Annotated in this window: 17 protein-coding genes and 1 pseudogene; 7 read left to right on the forward strand and 11 right to left on the reverse strand. The window is 39.2% G+C overall.

The annotated features are described in order from the left end of the window. Window positions 1-8 precede the first annotated feature (8 nt). On the forward strand, window positions 9-296 hold the full coding sequence (locus CQA63_RS09390; RefSeq protein ID WP_147288713.1) for a hypothetical protein: 288 nt from the start codon (window positions 9-11) through the stop codon (window positions 294-296). A 293-nt stretch (window positions 297-589) separates the two neighbouring features. After that, window positions 590-1,147: a bacteriohemerythrin gene (locus CQA63_RS02055; protein WP_104700639.1), complete on the forward strand. Its 558-nt coding sequence runs from the start codon at window positions 590-592 to the stop codon at window positions 1,145-1,147. A gap of 508 nt (window positions 1,148-1,655) precedes the next feature. On the opposite strand, the gene CQA63_RS02065 is transcribed toward CQA63_RS02055, so the two are convergent. From CQA63_RS02065 to CQA63_RS02085, 5 genes are read right to left on the reverse strand one after another with little or no spacing between them, the layout of a single operon-like run. After that, complete coding sequence (locus CQA63_RS02065) at window positions 1,656-2,978, reverse strand: hemolysin family protein (RefSeq protein WP_104700637.1); 1,323 nt, start codon at window positions 2,976-2,978, stop codon at window positions 1,656-1,658. Between the two features lie 58 nt (window positions 2,979-3,036). Further along, window positions 3,037-4,626 carry an inorganic phosphate transporter gene (locus CQA63_RS02070; protein WP_104700636.1) on the reverse strand — a complete coding sequence of 530 codons (1,590 nt, stop codon included), beginning with the start codon at window positions 4,624-4,626 and terminating at the stop codon, window positions 3,037-3,039. A 25-nt stretch (window positions 4,627-4,651) separates the two neighbouring features. Then, window positions 4,652-5,926: a TRAP transporter large permease gene (locus CQA63_RS02075; protein ID WP_104700635.1), complete on the reverse strand. Its 1,275-nt coding sequence runs from the start codon at window positions 5,924-5,926 to the stop codon at window positions 4,652-4,654. A gap of 10 nt (window positions 5,927-5,936) precedes the next feature. Next, window positions 5,937-6,554, reverse strand: coding sequence for a TRAP transporter small permease (locus CQA63_RS02080; RefSeq protein WP_104700634.1), 618 nt, complete (start codon window positions 6,552-6,554; stop codon window positions 5,937-5,939). Between the two features lie 36 nt (window positions 6,555-6,590). Beyond that, window positions 6,591-7,592: a DctP family TRAP transporter solute-binding subunit gene (locus CQA63_RS02085; RefSeq protein WP_104700633.1), complete on the reverse strand. Its 1,002-nt coding sequence runs from the start codon at window positions 7,590-7,592 to the stop codon at window positions 6,591-6,593. A gap of 208 nt (window positions 7,593-7,800) precedes the next feature. Between CQA63_RS02085 and CQA63_RS02090 the strand changes: the two genes are divergently transcribed. From CQA63_RS02090 to CQA63_RS02105, 4 genes are all read left to right on the forward strand, one after another. Continuing rightward, entirely contained in the window at window positions 7,801-8,073 is a 273-nt protein-coding gene (locus CQA63_RS02090) for a NifU family protein (RefSeq protein WP_104700632.1), read from the forward strand. A gap of 15 nt (window positions 8,074-8,088) precedes the next feature. Next, the gene (locus CQA63_RS02095) at window positions 8,089-8,721 is read left to right on the forward strand and encodes a hypothetical protein (protein ID WP_104700631.1); all 633 of its coding nucleotides are present in this window, start codon (window positions 8,089-8,091) and stop codon (window positions 8,719-8,721) included. After that, window positions 8,693-10,108: a UDP-N-acetylmuramoyl-L-alanyl-D-glutamate--2,6-diaminopimelate ligase gene (locus CQA63_RS02100; RefSeq protein WP_104700630.1), complete on the forward strand. Its 1,416-nt coding sequence runs from the start codon at window positions 8,693-8,695 to the stop codon at window positions 10,106-10,108. Before CQA63_RS02095 ends, CQA63_RS02100 begins: the two co-directional genes overlap by 29 nt. Before the next feature lie 64 nt (window positions 10,109-10,172). After that, the gene (locus CQA63_RS02105; protein ID WP_104700629.1) at window positions 10,173-10,640 is read left to right on the forward strand and encodes a hypothetical protein; all 468 of its coding nucleotides are present in this window, start codon (window positions 10,173-10,175) and stop codon (window positions 10,638-10,640) included. 160 nt (window positions 10,641-10,800) lie between these two features. Here the strand turns inward: CQA63_RS02105 and CQA63_RS09685 are convergent, their stop codons facing one another. Then, window positions 10,801-10,944, reverse strand: a complete 144-nt coding sequence (locus CQA63_RS09685) for a hypothetical protein (protein ID WP_170128354.1) — start codon at window positions 10,942-10,944, stop codon at window positions 10,801-10,803. 52 nt (window positions 10,945-10,996) lie between these two features. Then, complete coding sequence (locus CQA63_RS10350; protein ID WP_280524186.1) at window positions 10,997-11,128, reverse strand: hypothetical protein; 132 nt, start codon at window positions 11,126-11,128, stop codon at window positions 10,997-10,999. A 113-nt stretch (window positions 11,129-11,241) separates the two neighbouring features. Between CQA63_RS10350 and CQA63_RS09690 the strand changes: the two genes are divergently transcribed. After that, on the forward strand, window positions 11,242-11,415 hold the full coding sequence (locus CQA63_RS09690) for a hypothetical protein (RefSeq protein WP_170128355.1): 174 nt from the start codon (window positions 11,242-11,244) through the stop codon (window positions 11,413-11,415). A gap of 177 nt (window positions 11,416-11,592) precedes the next feature. Here CQA63_RS09690 and CQA63_RS02110 read toward each other — a convergent pair whose 3' ends face one another. The 4 genes and pseudogenes from CQA63_RS02110 to CQA63_RS02125 all read right to left on the reverse strand — a co-directional run bounded on the left by CQA63_RS02110 (window position 11,593) and on the right by CQA63_RS02125 (window position 14,854). Further along, on the reverse strand, window positions 11,593-12,078 hold the full coding sequence (locus CQA63_RS02110) for a methylated-DNA--[protein]-cysteine S-methyltransferase (RefSeq protein WP_104699072.1): 486 nt from the start codon (window positions 12,076-12,078) through the stop codon (window positions 11,593-11,595). Then, window positions 12,078-12,809: a DUF3943 domain-containing protein gene (locus tag CQA63_RS02115; RefSeq protein WP_104699073.1), complete on the reverse strand. Its 732-nt coding sequence runs from the start codon at window positions 12,807-12,809 to the stop codon at window positions 12,078-12,080. Before CQA63_RS02115 ends, CQA63_RS02110 begins: the two co-directional genes overlap by 1 nt. Before the next feature lie 165 nt (window positions 12,810-12,974). Next, window positions 12,975-13,298: pseudogene (locus CQA63_RS10540) on the reverse strand (methyl-accepting chemotaxis protein); the annotation flags it as partial. Between the two features lie 1,322 nt (window positions 13,299-14,620). Beyond that, window positions 14,621-14,854 carry a hypothetical protein gene (locus CQA63_RS02125; protein ID WP_104699075.1) on the reverse strand — a complete coding sequence of 78 codons (234 nt, stop codon included), beginning with the start codon at window positions 14,852-14,854 and terminating at the stop codon, window positions 14,621-14,623. Window positions 14,855-14,858 lie beyond the last annotated feature (4 nt).

The following is a 14,858-nucleotide window of genomic DNA, read 5'->3' on the forward strand; positions in this document are numbered from 1 at the left end:
TAGAGAATTTGAGGGGAATATCGCAGACTCTTGCTTATCCCTCACATTCTCTAAAAGTTACACAAGCACTCAAGCGATTCTTGGAACGCGAGGGAGAAAATTTAAGAGCACAAGGGCAAGGGGAAACTAGAGAATCCGACCACGCTTCTCACCCCTTATGGGCGGGCGTGATGGCGACCGAAGAATCTCTCTTGGCGACTAGTGATTCCCTTAGAGATTCTTCGCTTGATTCTCAAGCTCAGAATGACAAACGAACTACCTTTTGTAGGAGAAATCCAAACCACCCAAAAAGGTAAAAAAGTCAAAAGCAGTGCCCCCCCGCAAGGTGCTTTCAGGCGGTTTATAAAAATTCACTTTTTGCAAACCAAGACATTAAATCAATGATAAAAACACTAAAGATACTACTTAACATTTTTGCTTATTGCACCCTTTCAAGCTGATAGATTTTACCTCTCATAAGAAGTATTTTCACATTTTAGCTTCTGCAAGCAAGGCAGAATGTTTTACTTGAATTTAAAGGAAAAAACGATACAAATAGTGTGTTTATATTGCGTGAGAATATCTAAGAATAAGCTTGTGGAGGGATTGTATGCTGCCAGATTGGAGCGATGAATATAGCGTTCATCACGAGGTGATTGATGAACAGCATAAAACTTTATTTGAGCTTGCTCATAAGGCATATAAAATTGCGAGCAATCGCTCTAGCCCGGTTGAGATTAAGGAGATTATCACGCAGTTTTTTCACTATATGAAGACACATTTTAAAGATGAAGAGCAATATATGCAGAGCATAGGGTATCCGCAATTAGAGGAGCATAGGAGGCTACATCGGGCTATTGTGGCAGAAATGGCAGATGCGATAAAAAACATTCATTCCATAAATGTGCTTAAAGAAATGCTTTTAACGATTACAAAAGATTGGCTTTTAAGCCATATTTTGCAAGAAGATATGAAAATCGAGCAATACCGCAAGGAGCAGTTTGAGCGACAGGCTACATGTGAGGTGAAGTATTATTACTACACTTGTGCATGCCCGGGTAAAGAGCATAAATTGAGAGAATCTGTGCATTTGTTTGTGCAAAATTCTTCAAATCCAGTCCAATGCAAACGATGTCATCAAAAAATCCAATTTAAGGTGCAAGAATAGTTTTAGCCATATTCGGGCAGTAAATATCCCTAAGGGGTTTGCTTATCATTTCGTGTTTTGTTATTTTTAAGGAAAGGGTAGCGGGAGTTGTTATCTCTTTGCTTTTGTAAGAAAGTGAAGAAGGTCTAATAAAACCGCTAGCAAATCCCGCAAAAGCCAACGCAAGACTAACTTTATTGCTATGATTCAAAAATACAATCAAATATACCAGCCCACATACTAAATATAGAAGCAAGATAGCTTTAATAACTTTTATATCCAAAGCACCAAAGAAGCAAAAGTCCCTAGAAACTATGATATTGCACTCTTTGGGGTGAAACATCTCTGTTGGAATTATTATAACTTTGTCGCTTAAAACTCCTTTTCTGGGGAGTGAAGAATTGCTTTTGCTGCATTAGAGGGAGTTTTACTTGATAGCTAATAACATAAAGGAGCTAGAGATAGGGAATTGCTTAAAGAGAGGAGAGAGATTTGGCTTATTTGTATGATGGGATTGTGTGAAATCACTTCAACTTTCGCTCGTTTTATGCTGATGTGCGCTAATGCGGAGTTTTTGAATCCTCGCTCCGTCCATTTCAAGTACTTCAAACTCACAATGCTCATCAGAGATTTTGTCATTCACTACAGGCAAATGCCCAAACAAACCAAAGACATATCCACCAATAGTAACATGATCATTTGTGTTGCTAAAGGTAATATTAAAGATTTCTTCAATATTTTCCAAGCCAAGTTTGCCATTAATCTCATAAGTATCTTTATCAATCTGCCTTATATCTTCAATTTTCGTATCATGCTCATCAGAAATATCCCCGATAATCTCTTCTATAATATCCTCCATTGTGAGAAGCCCTGAAGTGCCGCCATATTCATCTACAACAAGTGCAGTGTGGATTTGCTGGCGATTCATAGTTGTTAGAATTTCTGAGATGTGTGCAGTTTCAGGTACTATAATGATATTTCGCACAAGTTTTGAGAGATTACATTTATCGCCTTTAATGGTGCTTTCAAAAATATCTCGAATATGTATCATACCTAAGATATTGTCTTTGGAATCTTGGTAATACGGATAGCGTGTGTGATTGGTCTGTAAGATAATTTCTATATTTTTTTCATAATCATCTTGGGCATTGAGACATATCATATCTTTACGCGGGGTCATAATTTCTTTTGCAAGAGTGTCAGAAAAATCAACCGCATTTTTAATAATTTCTCCCTCGATAGTATCTAAATATCCGCCTTTGAGGCTTTCTCCTACGATTATCTTAAGCTCTTCATCAGAATGCGCGATTTCATTTTCTCGTGCGGGGGTAATGCGAATGAGCTTGAGTGAAAATGCCGCAAGTAAATCAAAAAGTCTAATGAGTGGAGAAAATATAAGCCAGAAGCTATAGAGTGGTCGTGCGATAAAAAGCACTACAGATTCAGTTTTAGCAATGGCAATTGACTTTGGCACAAGCTCTCCTAGCACCACATGTAGTAGTGTAACAAAAATAAAAGCAATCACAGAAGCGATTGAGTGGGCAAGGATTGGCGAAGATTCTAAAAGGGAATTAAAGGGGATGGTAATGAGATTCACAAAGGCATTTTCACTCACCCAACCAAGAGCTAGGGAGGCAAAGGTAATGCCAAGTTGTGTTGCACTTAAATAGCTATCAAGAGAGTTGGTTATTTTCAATGCTAGAGAAGCGTTTTTTACATTATTTTTTGCAAGTTCTTCAAGCTTAGATTTTCGAATCTTAACAATTGCAAACTCAGAAACCACAAAAAAGGCATTGAGAAATACTAAAAACAATGCCACAAGTAACATCAAAACCGACGAATATGGGTCCAAAAAATCTCCTTAAAATAGATAAAGATTGCAATTGTAGTCAATCAAATCTTTTAAAAAACTAAAGTTCAAAGCCAATGCTAATGATGATATAGTATGTTAATGCACCGAGTATTGTCGATACGGGCACGGTAATAAGCCATGAGGCAATGATCTTATTAATAGCATTACGTTTGACAAGCTCTTGTTTATAGGCTTTTTTGAGTGATTTACGCTCTCTCCTATCAAGACGTGGGGTTATTTGGAGCTTTTTATTGTTTTTGAGGGCTTCAAGCATTAAACCCTTTTTCTTAATATTTGCTTTGTTGAAACGTTCTAAGAATGCCTCCACTTCTTGTGCATCTTTGCCTTTATGGGCTTCTATAATGGTTTGCTGCATTTCATAATAACGTTTTTTGAGATATTCACGAAGAAAGCCTACGCCAAAAATCGCACCTATTGCAATATGTGTTGAGCTTACTGGCAAACCAAGCTGTGAGGCAAGTAAAACCGTTAGCGCTGCGCTCATAGCAATGCAAAATGCCCTCATTTTATCAAGTTCTGTGATCTCACTCCCCACTGTGCGAATAAGCCTAGGACCATAGAGTGCTAATCCTAATGAAATGCCTAGACCTCCTATAATCATAATCCATAAGGGTACATTTGCTTTCTTTGTTGGGGAGATTGAATCAAGATTAGCAAGTGTCTCATTAATCGCAGCAAGCGGTCCAATGGCATTTGCGACATCATTTGCACCATGGGCAAAGCTTAAGAGCGCCGCAGCGAAGATAAGAGGGATAGTGAAGAGGGAATTAATGTCTTCTTTTGTATTAAGGAGGGAATCTGCCTTTTTGGCTATGATGGGTCGTACAATAAGGAATACAATAAATGCAATAACTAAGCTAATGCTTACTGATAGACCGATATTGAGTGTGGGTAAAACCTTTTTTAAACCTTTGAGAATGAGATAAAGACTAAAAGCCCAAGTCATTACAAAAATCAATATAGGCACAACACGTTTGGCAGCCTCGCGTTTATCATCTTTGTAGGTGATACTCTTTTTGATAATAAGGAGAAAGATTACAGCAATTAAACCTCCTAGTACAGGAGAAACAATCCAGCTTGAAGCAATGCGCAAAAGGGCTATCCAATTCACTACTTCCATACCACCAGCGACAATCCCAGCCCCTAATATACCCCCTACAAGTGAATGCGTCGTTGAAACAGGTGCGCCAATAGCCGTAGCTAAATGTAACCAAATTGCCCCAGAAGCAAGTGCGGCAAGCATAAGGGCGACAAAAATGCGTGGCTCAGATAAATGCTCGGGATCGATAATCCCTGATTTGATTGTTTCAACCACTTCACCACCAGCGATTACTGCGCCCATTGCCTCACAAATAGCAGCGATAATAATAGCCCCTACAAGCGTGATAGCATGTGATCCCACAGCTGGACCTACATTATTTGCGACATCATTTGCACCGATATTCATAGCCATATACCCGCCAATGATAGTAGCAAATACGAGCAAAAGGGTGTTATGCCCTGTATGGGCAAAAATAGCGACTAATGAAATGACTAAGAAAAATATGAGTACAACAAAGAGTTTTACCCCATCTTTACGATTAAAACTTTGTGCTTGTTCGATATGTTTAATATCTTTAAAATCCATAAAAGCCCTCCTAATAGTAATAAGCTTATTTGATTTGATTGGGTAACCAAAGTGAAATGTCTGGAATGTATGTTATTAGCAGTAAGCCTATTAACATAACCATAAGCCAAGGCAATACAGAAGTGGTCACATCTTTAAGTCCTAAACCCGTGAGTGAGCTGGCGACAAAGAGATTTAGCCCTACTGGCGGGGTAAGCATACCTAATTCCATATTGACAACCATAACTATACCAAAATGTATGGGGTCAATGCCTAGGGCAATCGCAATAGGTAAGAGCAAAGGTGTCATTATCATAATAACCGAGCTTGGCTCCATAAACTGCCCCATGATAAATAAAACGATATTTACCAAGATAAGGAACATCCACCAACTCATTTGCTGGGCGACAAGAAATTCTGCGATGATATGAGGGATTCTCTCATAGGTTAAAAAATAAGCAAACACAACAGCAAAGCCGATGATGAAAAATATCATCGCTGTAGTAATTGCCGCGTCTAAAAATACTGAATAGAGCTCCTTTATCTTAATGTCTCTATATACAAAAACAGAGATAATAAAGGCATATATAGCACTAATGCCCGCAGCTTCTGTAGCGGTAAAAATACCTCCATAAATACCACCGATGATAACAAAGATAATAAGTAATGCCCAAAAAGCTTCACGGAATTTCTTAAAGCGGAGGGCAAGACTTTCTGGTTTTGTGGCTTTAAAGCCCAAACGTTTTGCGCCCACATAGGCATAGAGCATCATCATAATGCCAATCATCAAGCCCGGTATGATCCCTGCCATAAAAAGCTTTTCAATAGAAACTTCAGCGGTTACTCCATAGACAATCATCACGACTGAAGGAGGTATGAGAATCCCTAAACTCCCAGCAGAAGTAATCGCCCCTACAGCATAGCTTTTAGGGTAGCCGGCATTTTTAATGGCTAGAAACATCACCGATCCTACGGCGACAACCGTAGCAGGGGAGCTACCGCTCACAGCAGCAAAGATGATACATGCCAAAATAGCACTTATAGGCAAACCACCGGGCAAATGCCCTACAAGGGATTTAGCAAAATCTACAATACGTTGGGCAGAGCTTCCTTTACTCATAAGGGAGCCAGCAAGAATAAACATAGGTATTGCCATAAGGGCGGGCTTGAGACCATTAAACATAATTTCAGCCGAGCCCACTACATTATAAGAAGTAAAGATAAAAAGTGCACTTATGGCACTTACGCCTAATGCAATACTAACGGGCACACCTACGAGAAGCAAGCCAAATAAAACAAACAATAAATATGCGATACTCATACATACCTCATTAGTCTTTAATTACAGAATCATGAATAATTTCATCTTCTGTATTTTTTATTACTTGATTTGCCTCCATCCAAGATACTTCATAGATTTTTTCAATAGAGCGGTAAGTGGCTCCAAAGAAAGCAAAGGGGAGGCAAAGTAGGAATATCCATAATGGCACATTATGCAGGGCTTCGCTCATATAGCCAAGGCGATAGTTATCATAACACACCACAATACCCGTATAAGTCATAAAAGCGAGAAAAAGCGAGTTGAGTGTATGTATAGCTATCATACAACCTTTAGCGATTTTAGGCGGGAATTGCTCTAAAAGCATGGTAACGCTAATATGCACACCCTTTCTAAAGCCGTATGCTGCACCAAATAATGCTGACCACAAAAAGCAGTATCGTGCAATTTCTTCTGCCCATGTGAGTGAAATATGAATACTATCGGGGAAAAGTCCAGTAAGATAGCGGCAAAATACATTTATAGCGGTGATTAACACACCAAGCATTAAACCAATGACAGCGATATTTTTATTGATAGAGGCTATGATTGTATCAAGTGTGAGGAAAATCTTTTGAACGCCCGGGCTGTAATGAGCCCAGATAAATGGCTTGGCAATCCAAGATAACATGTTCTGTCCTAATAGAATTAATAGAATGATATAAAGTTATTGGACTTGCATAACTTTTTCAATCAAATCTTCCCCCACTAAGTCATAAAACTTTGGATAAATGGCTTGCATAGTTTCTTTCCATACAGCGATTTGCTCAGGGCTAAGGGTATAAATTTGTGTTTTTGTCGCATCATCTTTTTTGAGTTTTTCGAGCAATACCTTTTCTTCCTCTGCACTTTGAGTGCGTTCAAACTCTGTGGCTTCATGGAGAGCTTGCTTAAAAATATCCTTGAGCTCATCTGGAAGTTGCTTCCAGAATCCATCGCTTACAACGACAAGATAGCCCAAATAGCCATGATTTGAGAGTGTAATGGAGCTCTGTACTTCATAGAATTTTGAATTATAAAGATTTGAGAGCGGATTTTCAGCTCCATCGACCACACCTGTAGAAAGTGCCGAATACACTTCCCCAAAGGGCAATACTTGAGGAATAGCACCAAGTGCTTTTATCTGCTCTTCAAGCACTTTGGAGCTCATGATTCTGATTTTTTGCCCCTTGGCATCTTCGGGGAGAATGATAGGCTTTTTATTTGTGCTAAATTGCTTAAAGCCAGCGTCCCAATAATCAAGGGCAATAATCCCTCGTTTGGAAATAATGTCTTTTAAGTATTGCCCCACTTCGCCATCCATAACATCATGCAGATGTGTGGTATCTCTAAAGAGAAATGGCACATCCCAGATATTAAACTCTTTAGCAATGGGGGTGAATTTTGAAAAGCTTGGTGCCGCCATTTGGACATTATTGCGAGTAAGCTCTTGAAACACTTTATCATCATCAACAAGTTGCGCACTTGGGAATACTTCTACCTTAATCTTACCGCCGCTAAGCTCATCTACACGTTTAGCAAAAAACTCAGCTGCCTGCCCTTTTGGTGTGTTTGCACTGACAACATGGGCAAATTTTACTTTATATACTTCTTGGGTTTTATCATTACTGCAGCCTAAGATTCCTAAGCTGATTGCACTTATCAATGCTAGGATTGATACCTTTTTCATTCATTTCTCCTATTGCTAGTTTTTGAAGTGTTGATTTTAATTGGGGATTCCTTAAAATACACACAAAATTATTCAATCGCTACAAAAATAGCTTTCTTGTGTAATTTATAAACAATTCTTAGATTCTCTATTTATTTTATATAAAGCGTTTGACAAAATAAGCTAAAGTGCAAATGCGAATTTTGGACTTAAAGTAAGGAGCGATAGAGTGTTTCCCTTTAGTGATGAAGAGCTTTTGGTGCCTGTTGAAATGGTGATACAAAAAGTGCGTCCCACACTCACACTCGATGGAGGCGATATTACTTTGCTAGGTATTAAAGAATCAAAAGTTTATGTCCGCCTTGAAGGAGCATGCAAGGGTTGCCCAAGCTCATCTAATACACTTAAGTACGCTATTGAAGATCGTTTAAAAAGAGAGATTCACCCCGATATTAGCGTTGTAAATATACTTCACGGGCAAGAATCGCATTTTGGTCTATAAAATGAGGCTTAAAGTATGGAAAATATCAAACTTACAGATACTCGCACAAGAGCAGTGATAAATAAAAATAACAAAAAGGCATTTGCACTTTTTACCCATAGGCGATACAAAGAAGCTTTTGAGCTCTTTGGACACAATCTTGGGCTTGATGCTGATAATACAGAATCCTTAATTGGTCTGCTGCTCTCTGATATAGCCCAAGATTTTGAGGAGCAAGCTCTTAATCTTTATGAATATTATCAAGTGTTGCTTTCCCAAGAAGTGAGCAAGCAAAAGGCGAGAGAGCAGATATTGAAAACCATAGAGAATCTTGATAAAAATACCAATAATGTGCTTGCTTTATTGAGAGATATTGAGCATTTGCGTGCAGAGTGCATTGAGGGGATTTTGTACCAAGATTTTAAACGCATTGCCCAAGAGAGGCAGAATTTTAAACAAACATTTGAAGACTTGATGTTTAGCACAAAGATTGTTTTCACACATAAAAATGAATTTTATGAATTTTTGAGTGAGCTTATAGATAATGACTACCAAGATTTATCACTTGAATATATTGAGACGCTAAAAAAGGGCATTGCGTATGATAGTGAAATTGAGAAAATTCTACAAAAGGTGCTAAATGGTAATTGCAAGAAGCATAAAGTATAAAGATAAGCTTTATCAGGCTATTACCGATGATACGCGCGTTGCCAAAGCCTTTATAGAGGGTGAAACTTTATGTGAAGATATAAATCTTGCAGCCTTTGATAGCCTTTTACTCCTTAGCTATAAGCAAAATGCCCCTTTTATACAAAGTTTCCAAGATTCTATAGCACAAATGCCTAAGTCCATACAAGAAAAGTTCGCGATTATAGAATCTTCCCAGCTTCCAGAAGTGCTTTTAGACAAGGAGCAAAATATCTCTGTGGTGGGCATTACAGGCACAAATGGTAAAACAACTACAGCAGCTATGATATATTCAATCTTGCTTGATTTAGGATTCAAAGTGGCGTTGCTTGGGACAAGAGGATTCTTTATGAATGATAGGCAAATCAAGCCAAAAGGTTTAACAACTCCAACTTTGCTTGAACTCTATGATGATTTATTGTGTGCTATGAGTGCAAAATGTGATTTTTTTATTATGGAGGTAAGCTCCCATGCTATTAGCCAAGGGCGCATTGCGGGAGTGAAGTTTGCACTCAAAATACTTACAAATATCACCAGCGATCATTTGGATTATCATAAAAGTATAGAAGAGTACAGGCGAGTGAAAAATAGCTTTTTTGCTGGGTATGGAGCAAAGCTTATTAACGCAGATGAGCCTTATGCGGAGTGTAAGGATAGGGAGGCATTTTATTATGGTGTGGAGAAAAAGGGGCATTTGAGTGTTGATGCTTATGCTTTAGAAAATGGCATTGATGCGCATATTTCATGGCGTCTAAGGGGTGGGAGGGCTGAACATAGCACATTAGAAGTTGGGCTCTATGGTAAATATAATCTCTATAATGCCCTTGCTTCGCTTGGAGCAGTGAAGATTCTCACTTCAAAGCCTTTAGATGTTATCGCGCAGGCATTGGGGAATTTTGGTGGAGTGAGTGGGCGTATGGAGGTTGTGCATACTTGCCCATTAGTGATTGTGGATTTTGCTCATACACAAGATGGTATGCGTCAAATTTTTGAAAGCTTTAGGCATACTAAAATCGCCGTTGTTTTTGGTGCTGGAGGCGATAGAGATAGAACAAAACGTCCAAAAATGGGGGCATGTGCTCAACAATTTGCCCATAAGATTTATATCACAAGTGATAATCCTCGCACAGAATCTGCACAATCTATCATAGAGGATATACTTCAAGGTATCACTAAGGGAGAGAATGTATATATTGAGAGTGATCGCAAAAAGGCGATACACAAAGCCTTAGATGAGCTAAATAGCGATGAAGTATTGTTGATTTTAGGCAAGGGTGATGAAGATTATCAAATTATAGGTTCGCAGAAACTTCACTTTGATGATAGAGAAGTGGTGAGAGAATATTTTGCTAATAAAATATCAAGCTAAAGTGCCACTTTTTGTGCTGCTTCAAGGAGGCATATTTAATGTTAAAAACCAAAGGAGAGTTTAAATGAGCAAAAAGCAGAGAGTAGGGGATAATGCTATTCCAGAGGAATATTTACACTTAAAAGATGTAGCCATAAAGAGCGGTATTGCCAGAGGTAATATTAAAGATGTCGAGGGTTGGTTTAATAGTTGCTTGGAATATTTCAATCCCGCAGTTGTGCGATTTAATCCTGTTTGCTTTATGGCAACAGATGTGAAGTATGAGGTTGTCTTTGTGGCTGAGGGTATAGAATATGACGCAAAGGTGACAAAAGGCAATATAAGCTTTAGGGAATTTAGTGCAAAATTTAGAAGAAGGCTTGTTCTTGGCACGGGCTCTAAGGGGCGGATAGTGGCTTTTGAAATTTACAAAAGAACAAATCCCGCCCCCAATGGGAATGAAGTATATCAACTTATCGTATTTCTCAAATACAAGAAACACGCTAGAATTATTCAGTGCAATAGCCGCAGCCGTCGCTTTAATGTAAAGTAGGCTAGGCAATACAAATTCGCACTTTATAAAATGCGGCTAGTTTATATAAGTATAAATCAAAAATAGCAATGACTCCGCTCTTTTGGTCTTATGGCAGAGGTTGTAGAATATCTTTTGCTTTCACTAGAAACTCCTGCCCTTGTCATATCTAAAGCCTCCTTTAGGAGGGCAAAGAATTGCTTTCAAAAACACCAAAAAGCACGACTAGTGATTCGGACAGAGATTCTTCGCTTGATTCTGAAGCTCTAGACATAACAAACTTAGCTACCCGCAAGGGAAACCCACACATAATAAACACCTGCAAGGGAAATTATTTTGTCATTTTGGGCGTTATGGAGAATCTCTTCGCAAAGCCACTAGACAATCCCTATCCTATTGTCATTCTGAGCCTTTAGGCGAAGAATCTCTCCTTGATTTACCAGCGACTCCGTTACTTTGTCATTCTGAGGGAGCACGAAGTGCGACCGAAGAATCTCTAAAGGAATCACTAGTCGCTAAAAGAGATTCTTCACCCCTTGCAGGGGTTAAGAATGACAATAAGTCCCAAACGTCTCCCAGCAGTGAGATATATTCTCACTGCGATAAAATTAAATCGCACGAAGTGCCACCTCTTAAAGCGTCGTCGGGGCGGGGGATATATAAGGGGGAGGGAGCGACTTCGCAATTCAAGCCCCTCCCCCTTATAGAAAAAGAAAAAAGAGAATCACTAGCGACTGCAACAGAGATTCTTCACCTGCTGTGCAGACTCAGAATGACAAAGTGGCTGACTTTCTGATGATTCAGGGAGAGATTCCTTGGTAGCCATCACGTTTGCCTGCAAGATATGAGAAATAAGCGAGGTTCATTGGTTGTGCTTTGCTCGTCTGTGTGTTTTCAAACTCAATTCCCTTGCGGGGTAGGCTTAATATTGTTCTTAAGTCTGCTTTTTCGCAAGAAAAGCTAAGACTTGCTATTACCGCCTCTTTGTGGCGAATCTTTGCTCTAAGCCTAAAAGTTTAGCCTTAAACTCTAAGCCCAAAGCATAGCCTCCAAGTGTGCCATTACTATGTACTACACGATGACAGGGGATAAGTATCATTAGTGGGTTATGGTGGTTGGCATTACCTACTGCGCGGGAAGCTCGCGGAGCATTAATGGCTTTAGCGATGTCTTTATAGCTTTTTACCTCACCATATGGAATCTCACAGAGTGCCCTCCACACACGTAACTCAAATGCACTTCCTTGCGGGAGAATGGGGACATTAAAGGAGCAAAGCTCCCCTGCAAAGTAGCCTTGAAGTTCATTGGCACATTCATTGCTTAGAGGTGTTTTCTGTGATTCTGCGAGGGCAAGGGGGTTTGGGTTATACTCAATGCGTGTGATATAGCCATTTTGTTCATAAATACCAAAATGGAGAAAATCTTTATCCCATTGCAGGGTATAAACTCCCCCTTGCATTAAAATCTCATAGCGATTTGTAGGCTTAAGCCTGTGCCACTTCTCCCGCTAATGGGGATAATGACACCTGAAATGTCATTTTTGTTATACACTCCAAATAAATGGGCTAAGCCAAAATTTTGCATAATAAAGCCCACTGGGTCCATAAGTAATAAAGCACTCTTGCCTAAGATTCTAGAGCCTAGCAATGTATCTTGCTTAGCGTGGATAGAGAGTGTAGCGCGGTAGAAAAGCTCGCCAATGAGTGAGCCAATGGCAGGTGTGATGATTAAGTCTTGCCATGATGGGATTTCTGCGAAAGCTTCGACTCCATATTCCCAGAAAAATGCAGAAGCGAGAATACTATAAAGGGCAGATTCACTCCAAGAGAATCCCGCAACTCTTGGCTGCATATAATACACCGCTCCCCAATAAGGATGTGTAACCCAGTTTAAAAACCAATCATCAGCATCGACAACGGGGGATTGCGAGATTTTCCTTTTCCAATTAGCCCCAAGATTGACTATTTCATCTTTGTTCCAATTTGTTACAGATTCGGGCATAAGGTAGAGCACCCCCGCACCGACAAGCGTGCCACCAAGGATAACGCCAGAGCTTAGGGCAAGGTAAGTGAGTTTATCGCTTGGCTGATAGAAATCCTTAGAATGGGGGTGGGGAGTTGGCTCATTGCTAAAAAGCAAGAGCACGGAAAAGCAGAGGAGGAGTAAGATTCTATGGAGTGGAGGATACATTTAGAATCCACGAATAACTTTACTTAAAATCGCGTCATTTTCTTTCAGCTTGAGTGAGCGCTCCATAACGGTGCTAATAACTTGTGTGGATTCACCAAGGAGATTATTAATAACATTCATAGAATCAATGATATTTTTTGTCTGTGTGGCAAGTGTAATGCTATCTTGGCTTTGTGCATTGATGTTTGCCACCACTTCATTCATATTATGCTGAATGTTTTCAAGGCTTTCTTTTGAGGTTTGTCCATTTTGTGCAAGGGTGGCGAAAGTTGATGAATTTACCTGTATAGTGTGGGAAATATTGCCGAGGTTTTCAGTCACACTTTTAATAGTAAGCTCTATTTCATTTAGGCTTTTTTGGGTATTTTCTGCTAATTTTCTCACTTCATCTGCCACTACAGCAAAGCCCCTGCCATGCTCTCCCGCCCTAGCTGCTTCAATAGCGGCATTGAGGGCTAGGAGATTGGTTTGCTCAGATACATTGTAGATAAGCTCTAATACATTTTGGATAGACATTACACTCTCACTTAAGGTATTAAGGCGGGCATTGAGCTCATCTTGGCTGGCTATGCTTTGGTCTATGTCTTTGAGGAGTTGGGCGACATTATCGCTTGTGGTATCAAGGTATTCCTTGCTTTGGTTGATTGTGCCTTGTGCGTTACTTGCAGATTCTATATTTTTATCTAAGCCATTTACGATTTCATTGCCATGTTTAGCGTTTTCTTGTGTTTTTTCACCTATATTAAAGACATGGTTTTTTAAGTCTATAATGTAGTCATTTAGCTTGACAATTTCTGCACTTGTCTCACCAGCGATTTCAATGGTTTGCTTCATTTTATCAATGAAAGAATTAATAAACACACTAATAATGCGCAATTCATCATCTTTGCCACGTTCTAATTTAAGCGTTCCTCCAGCTGTGAGCTTTTCACCGCCTTTGCTGACATCTTGCAAGTATGTCACCACACTTTGGGAATCACGTGTAAAATTGCGCAAGATTTTAAACACCACTAGCACAATGGCAATGGTAATAATCATGATGACAATGAGGATAGCCATAATGAGATTTGCCTGCCAAATAGCTCTATCGCGTATGGAGGCAAGAGATGAGAAGTTTTCCAATACACTTGAGAGCGAATGAGAGCTTTCATTCATACCTGCGGCGATTTTTTCAAGATTTCCAGCAGAGGTAGCGAGCTTTTTGTTGGTATTTGTGGAAGTTTCAGAGATTTTGTCAATCAAAATGGCATAGATTTCTTCAAAATAGCCTTGCAAACGCAATGCAATGCTACGGCTGTCATTATTATTTAAAGCGGCGTTGATTTGAGAGTAGAAACTCTTTAAGTCAGCATCATTGCGGATAAAGCTTTCATTCCAACTTTTTGTCATTTGTAGGATTAGGTTTTTATTTATGCTATCGCTAGGGTTAATTACAAGTTTGATGAGTTTGGCATTAATCGTGCCAATAAATTCAAATTGTTCAATTAAATCTTCAATATCATTCATAGAGTTTTTGGTTTCTTTTACATGTGTTTGCATAATATCAATTTGTTGGGCTGCTTTATTTGAGAGAGATTCTAGGGTATTAAAATTATCTTGCACGATTTGAAGCGAATATTCTTCAGTATGTATAAAGCTTGAAAATGAATATTTAAATACAAAAAACAAAAGAGCGGTAATAACAATAAGAGCGGTGAGTATATTTAGTCCAATATTGAGACGTGTAGAGAGTTTGAGATCTTTAAAATGTTTAATGAAGTCTTGCATTCCTTCTCCTTAAAGGCATATTGCCCCATTGGCTGGGGCATAAGTCATTTACCGGCAACTTGTGCCTTGTTAGGATTATCTGCAGCAAGGGCTATCATGCAAGATTCAAGTGCCTTTGCGTCAGCAGGGTTCTCTACCTTTTTAAGCCAGCGGGTAATTTGTGCCATTGTTTTAGATGCGGGGTCTGGGGCGTCATATTTTTTCATTAATTGAGCACAATCAGCAAACACAAAACTAGGAAAACTAATAAAAAGAGCTGTTGCGATATATTTTTTCATATAA

The organism is Helicobacter marmotae (assembly GCF_003364255.1).
Lineage (GTDB): Bacteria > Campylobacterota > Campylobacteria > Campylobacterales > Helicobacteraceae > Helicobacter_C > Helicobacter_C marmotae.